Below are 5,438 nucleotides of genomic sequence, written 5' to 3' on the forward strand. Positions count from 1 at the left end.
TTTGCACTTGACAAGTCAGTTTCTAAAATTGAAGAGGCTGTACTCAAGGCATTGGAGATCGCTCCTCCGGAACTTTCTGCTGACATTTATGACAATGGTATCCACTTAACAGGAGGAGGAGCTTTGTTGAAAGGTTTGGATCGAAGGTTACATCAGAAAACCAAGCTGCCCATACACATAGCCGAGGATCCATTGAGAGCCGTGGTGAGGGGTACAGGAAACGCCTTGAAAAATATCAACCAATTCAGAACCGTTCTCATGACTTAAAAAGAAGATGCAACAAATCTTTCTATTTTTATATAGACTAAGGGCATTTATTCTTTTTCTGATTCTGGAATTACTGGCATTGGGGATTATTTTCACGCATAATTCACCACAGGGAGCAGTTTATTTTAATAGTAGCAATAAATTTACGGGGCGATTATTGTCTTCAAAAAACAATATTGTCTCTTATTTTACCCTTAATTCCACCAATAAAGCCTTGGCTGAAAAAAATGCCTCTTTGCTTAATCGGTTGGATAAGATGACTACCATTTCTGATTCCGCTTATTTCAATTTAGACAGTTCCTTTAGTAATCATTTCAACTTCTGGTCGGCTAGAGTGATTAATAATTCTATCAACCTAAGTCAAAATTATATCACGTTAAATAAAGGCAGTTTAGATGGTGTGGAGGAAGGCATGGGCGTTTTCAATGAACAAGGAATTGTTGGTCGGGTAAAAGGTACGAGCAGTCATTTTTCTTCTGTAATATCTCTGCTACACACTGACCTTCTGATTTCATCTAAAATAAAGAAGTCCGAAGTCTTTGGCTCTACAAAATGGGATGGGGTAAACTCCAATGAAGCAAAACTGCTATACGTGCCCCGTCATGTAAAGGTGGAACCGGGACTGGAAATTGTGACTTCAGGATACAATGCAGTTTTCCCTGAAGGCTTGCCCATAGGTAAAGTGAAGGATGTTTCCCAAGGAAGCGAGACCAATTATCTAGATATTACGATTAGTTTAGGAGCAGACTTTAGTAAACTCAACTTCGTATATCTGGTGAAGAATGATCTCCGTGAAGAAATAGATAGTTTGGAAATGGAAATGGTGACCCCTAATCAATGACAACAGTTAAAATACTCAAGTATAGCTTAAGCTTTTTTATTTACTTTCTGGTCCAGGTATTTATCCTGAAGGATCTGGTCCTATTTGGTTATGCATTTAGCTTTTTATACGTATTTTTCCTTCTCAACCTGCCCCATGAAGTGCCCACAATCCCGTTATTGTTAATAGGTTTTTTCTTGGGCTTGCTAATCGATTTATTTTATGACAGTTTCGGAATTCATGCCGCTAGCACTGTGTTTCTGGCTTTTGTACGGAATACCTGGATTAAAGTGATCATGCCCACAGGAGGGTATGATGATAACGTCCCTCCTACTTTATTAAATATGGGAATAGGCTGGTACATTTTTTATAGTTTACCGCTAATCCTTATTCACCATTTTATATTTTTTTATATTGATAGTTTAGGAACACAATTGTACCTCCCGCTCGTTATAAGAGTATTGAGCAGTCTGGTTTTCACATTTCTATTGGGAACCATCGTTCAGGCAATATTTTACAAAAAAGAAAGGGTAGTATAAATGTACACAGGTAGGTCTTTAGTCGTTGCCATAACCATTGGGGTAATTGCCTTAATTTTATTGGGTAAATTATTTTTGATACAAGTAACGGATGATAGCTATCTAAGAAAAGCAGAACGAAATGCCATTCAGAGAGTAGTCGACCACCCTTACCGGGGCCTGGTGTATGACAGGAATAATTCTTTAATGGTATTCAATGATCCTGTATTTGATCTAATGGTTATCCCAAAAGATTTTAGCCTGAAAGACACCACCAGATTTTGTGAGTTATTTGAAATAGAAAAAGAAAGCTTAATAGAAAATTTCACTGCTGCAAAAAAATATTCCTGGGTTAAGCCATACCCATTAATCAAACAAATTTCTAAAGAGGATTTTGCCAAAGTTCAAGATTTTCTAATCGATTATAAAGGCCTGTTTGTAATGACCAGGTCTGTTCGTTCTTACCCGAGATCTTCAGCAGCAAATGTCCTGGGCTATATTGGAGAAATTAGTGGTTCTCAACTTTCCCGAGACAGTAGCAACTATTATGTCCAAGGTGATTATGTTGGTCACAGTGGAATCGAATCTTATTATGAACCCGAACTCCGTGGTAAGAAAGGCGTAAAATACAAATTGGTCAACGTAAGAGGAATAGAAAAAGGGGCCTTTAAAAATGGAGACCTAGACACCCTATCCCTACCAGGTGAGAACCTTCAGTCTACCATAGACTTAAACTTACAACTTTATGGTGAACACCTTATGGAAGGTAAACGTGGCTCAGTGGTGGCCATCGAGCCCAAGACCGGAGAGATTCTTTCCATCATTTCGGCCCCCTCTTATGACCCCAATGTACTTACCGGAGCAAAGTTTGGAGAAAACTATGAAGTTTTGAACAAAGACCCGGAAAAACCACTATTTAATCGGCCAATCATGGCCATGTACCCTCCGGGTTCAATATTTAAGATTGTACAATCCCTAATCGGCCTTCAAGAGGGAATCATTACGCCAAACACAACTTTTGCTTGTAACAAGGCATTGGTCAATTGCCACAATCACCCCTCTCCTGTAAACCTTTTTGGAGCCATCAGAAATTCGTGCAATCCCTATTACCATCAAGCATTTAGGCAGGTAATCAATCAGGAAGTTTCCTCCAACACCTATACGGATACGCAAATAGGATTGGACAAATGGAGAGAATCTGTGCTAAAATTTGGGTTGAGCAATCGACTTGGAATAGATACTCATGGTGAAAAATCAGGCTCAATCCCTTCAAGTGCCCTCTATGATAAAATTTATGGGAAAGGGCGTTGGAAATATTCAACCATTTACTCTTTGTCTATTGGGCAGGGTGAAATGTTGGTTACGCCGCTTCAAATGGCAAATCTTGCAGCCATTTTTGCCAATAAGGGCTATTATTTTACGCCTCATTTAATTAAGGCCATCGACGATGATCCCTCCAGAATACCTGATAAGTTTAAAGAAAAAAGAGATTCCGGAATTGATGCCAAACATTTCGATTTAATACAGAATGCAATGGCCGAGGCGCTATATGGCACTGCTACCAGGGCCATAATGGAAGATATTGAAATCGCCGGAAAGACCGGGACAGCCCAAAACCCTGCAGGAGAAGACCATTCGGTTTTTATTGCTTTTGCTCCCAAAGATGATCCGAAAATTGCCATTTCAGTCTATGTGGAAAATGCAGGATGGGGAGGAAGAGCAGCGGCAAGTACTGCGAGCCTTTTGATAGAAAAGTACCTGACAGGGGAAATCAATAGACCGGAATTGGAGGAATATGTGCTAAAAGGAGATTTTATTTACTAAGTGAGACAGAAAGACACCAATTTACATAAAATAGACTGGGTAACCATTGGGCTATATTTTGCACTTGTTTTCATCGGCTGGCTAAATATCTATGCTGCAGTATATGATGAACAAAACGCCACATCCATTTTTGACTTTTCAATAAATTCAGGGAAACAATTGATTTGGATTGGGACGGCCGTTATATTGATCATTATCATTATGGTAGCAGACTACCGACTATTCCACAACCTTAGCCTGGTATTGTATGCTGTTTTTATCCTTATACTTTTGCTCACCCCTTTTATAGGTAAAGAGATCAATGGCCAAAGGGCTTGGTTTGAACTGGGGATTTTCAGGTTGCAGCCGGCAGAGTTTACCAAATTTGCCACAGCATTGGTTTTGGCCAAGTTAATGGAAAACCCAAGCTTTGATTTAAGCAAACTTAAAGATCAAATGAAAGCTGTAGGGCTGATCTTTCTTCCTATTGCGCTTATCCTACTTCAGCCTGATACAGGTACAGCCATGGTCTACAGTGCTTTTTTTATCATGCTCTATAGGGAAGGCATGCCTCAGAAGTACTATGTTATCGGCTTGGCTTTGGTGGGTTTGACAATTCTTACCCTCGCCATTGAAAACAATCTTTATCTATTTGGAAGCATTGCTGCCCTTATTCTCTTACTGATAATATTGAGTAAAAAGTCGTGGAAAAATGCTTTGGGATTTCTTCTATTAGGCTGCATCATGACTGCCTACGCATTAAGTCTGGACTATGTAGTAGAAAAGCTCCCTGATCATCAACAAAACAGAATCATGGTATTGTTTGATCCGGGTGTAGACCCTTTGGGTGTGGGTTGGAATGTTACTCAATCTAAAATCGCCATTGGTTCCGGAGGTTTATTTGGGAAGGGTTATCTGGAAGGCACACAGACAAAATTTGACTTTGTACCTGAACAGCATACAGACTTTATTTTCTGTACCTTGGGAGAGGAATTTGGATGGATAGGCAGCCTGGTTATGATTTCCTTATTTGTGGCTTTATTGCTTCGGCTCGTCTTTCTGGCAGAAAGACAGAAAACACGCTTTTCAAGGATTTATGGGTATTGTGTGGTCAGCTTATTGTTTTTCCACTTTACGATCAATATAGCCATGACCATCGGCCTATTTCCTGTAGTAGGTATTCCCCTTCCATTTTTCAGTTATGGCGGATCTTCTCTTTGGTCATTTACTATATTGCTATTTATCTTCATTAAGCTTGACTCCAATAGAATTCAAATACTTGGAAGGAGTTACTAGGGGTGAAGCTAAACTTTGACAGCCTTCCTTTGCAATTAAAGACCTTATTGGCAAAGTTAATGCAGCTGAATACATTTGCTCTCTTTTGTATAAATGCATGCTATTTTGGCGGTACTGTTCTCCTTAAACAATACCGCCAAAATTATTCTCCACCTTGATTAGTCTGTTTTATCTAAGAAAGTTAAAAGCTTTTCCTAAGTAGCTGCAGTGTTTCCTAAGAGTAAAAAAAGCCCTCCTGCTAAAGCTGCACCAAGGAGAGGGCCTACAATAGGCACCCAACTGTAACTCCAATCGGAGCCACCTTTTCCCTTAATCGGCAGTAATTGATGCATGAACCTAGGCCCCAGGTCTCTGGCCGGGTTGATGGCATAACCAGTGGTACCACCTAAGGAAAGACCTATTACCCAAACTAAAAAGGCGACAGGCAAAGCGCCTATGGAACCCAAGCCAATGGGAGTGCCATTTCCATCATCTATAACCGGACCGGTGGAATAAAGAATAACAATAATAAGTACAAAAGTACCAACCACTTCAGAAATAAAGTTTGAAGACAAATTCCTAATAGCCGGAGCTGTGCCAAATGGAGCGAATTTTAACCCGGGGTCCTCAGTAATATCAAAATGATCCTTATATATCAAATAAGCCACTCCGGCCCCGAGCATTGCGCCCAACACCTGGGCCAAAACATAGCCGGGAAGCAACTCCCAACCAAAATCACCTACAACTGCCAAAGC

General features: G+C 40.1%; 6 protein-coding genes. 5 read left to right on the top strand and 1 reads right to left on the bottom strand.

Annotation, left to right across the window (positions count from 1 at the left end; translation table 11 throughout):
• The 5 genes from AAC037_RS18980 to rodA form a co-directional block, all read left to right on the top strand.
• A partial coding sequence (locus AAC037_RS18980; protein ID WP_339904811.1) for a rod shape-determining protein occupies positions 1-267 on the top strand: 267 nt, incomplete at its 5' end.
• Between the two features lie 7 nt (positions 268-274).
• Positions 275-1,108 (top strand): rod shape-determining protein MreC, encoded by an 834-nt coding sequence (gene mreC, locus AAC037_RS18985; RefSeq protein WP_339904812.1) that lies wholly within the window; start codon positions 275-277, stop codon positions 1,106-1,108.
• The gene (locus tag AAC037_RS18990) at positions 1,105-1,626 is read left to right on the top strand and encodes a rod shape-determining protein MreD (RefSeq protein WP_339904813.1); all 522 of its coding nucleotides are present in this window, start codon (positions 1,105-1,107) and stop codon (positions 1,624-1,626) included. Before mreC ends, AAC037_RS18990 begins: the two co-directional genes overlap by 4 nt.
• Positions 1,627-3,429 carry a penicillin-binding protein 2 gene (gene mrdA / locus AAC037_RS18995; protein ID WP_339904814.1) on the top strand — a complete coding sequence of 601 codons (1,803 nt, stop codon included), beginning with the start codon at positions 1,627-1,629 and terminating at the stop codon, positions 3,427-3,429.
• Entirely contained in the window at positions 3,430-4,704 is a 1,275-nt protein-coding gene (gene rodA / locus AAC037_RS19000; RefSeq protein WP_339904816.1) for a rod shape-determining protein RodA, read from the top strand.
• Between the two features lie 194 nt (positions 4,705-4,898).
• Here the strand turns inward: rodA and AAC037_RS19005 are convergent.
• Positions 4,899-5,438, bottom strand: a 540-nt coding sequence (locus AAC037_RS19005) for an MIP/aquaporin family protein (protein ID WP_339904818.1), incomplete at its 5' end; no start/stop codon positions are given.

Origin of the sequence: uncultured Cyclobacterium sp. (genome assembly GCF_963976465.1) — a bacterium.
In the GTDB taxonomy this organism is placed as follows: Bacteria; Bacteroidota; Bacteroidia; order Cytophagales; family Cyclobacteriaceae; genus Cyclobacterium.

What these genes read in the sequence shown, in the direction of transcription:
- AAC037_RS18990 (WP_339904813.1), top strand. Translation starts at nt 1,105, where the DNA reads ATGACAACAGTTAAAATACTCAAGTATAGCTTAAGCTTTTTTATTTAC.
- mreC (WP_339904812.1), top strand. Translation starts at nt 275, where the DNA reads ATGCAACAAATCTTTCTATTTTTATATAGACTAAGGGCATTTATTCTT.
- mrdA (WP_339904814.1), top strand. Translation starts at nt 1,627, where the DNA reads ATGTACACAGGTAGGTCTTTAGTCGTTGCCATAACCATTGGGGTAATT.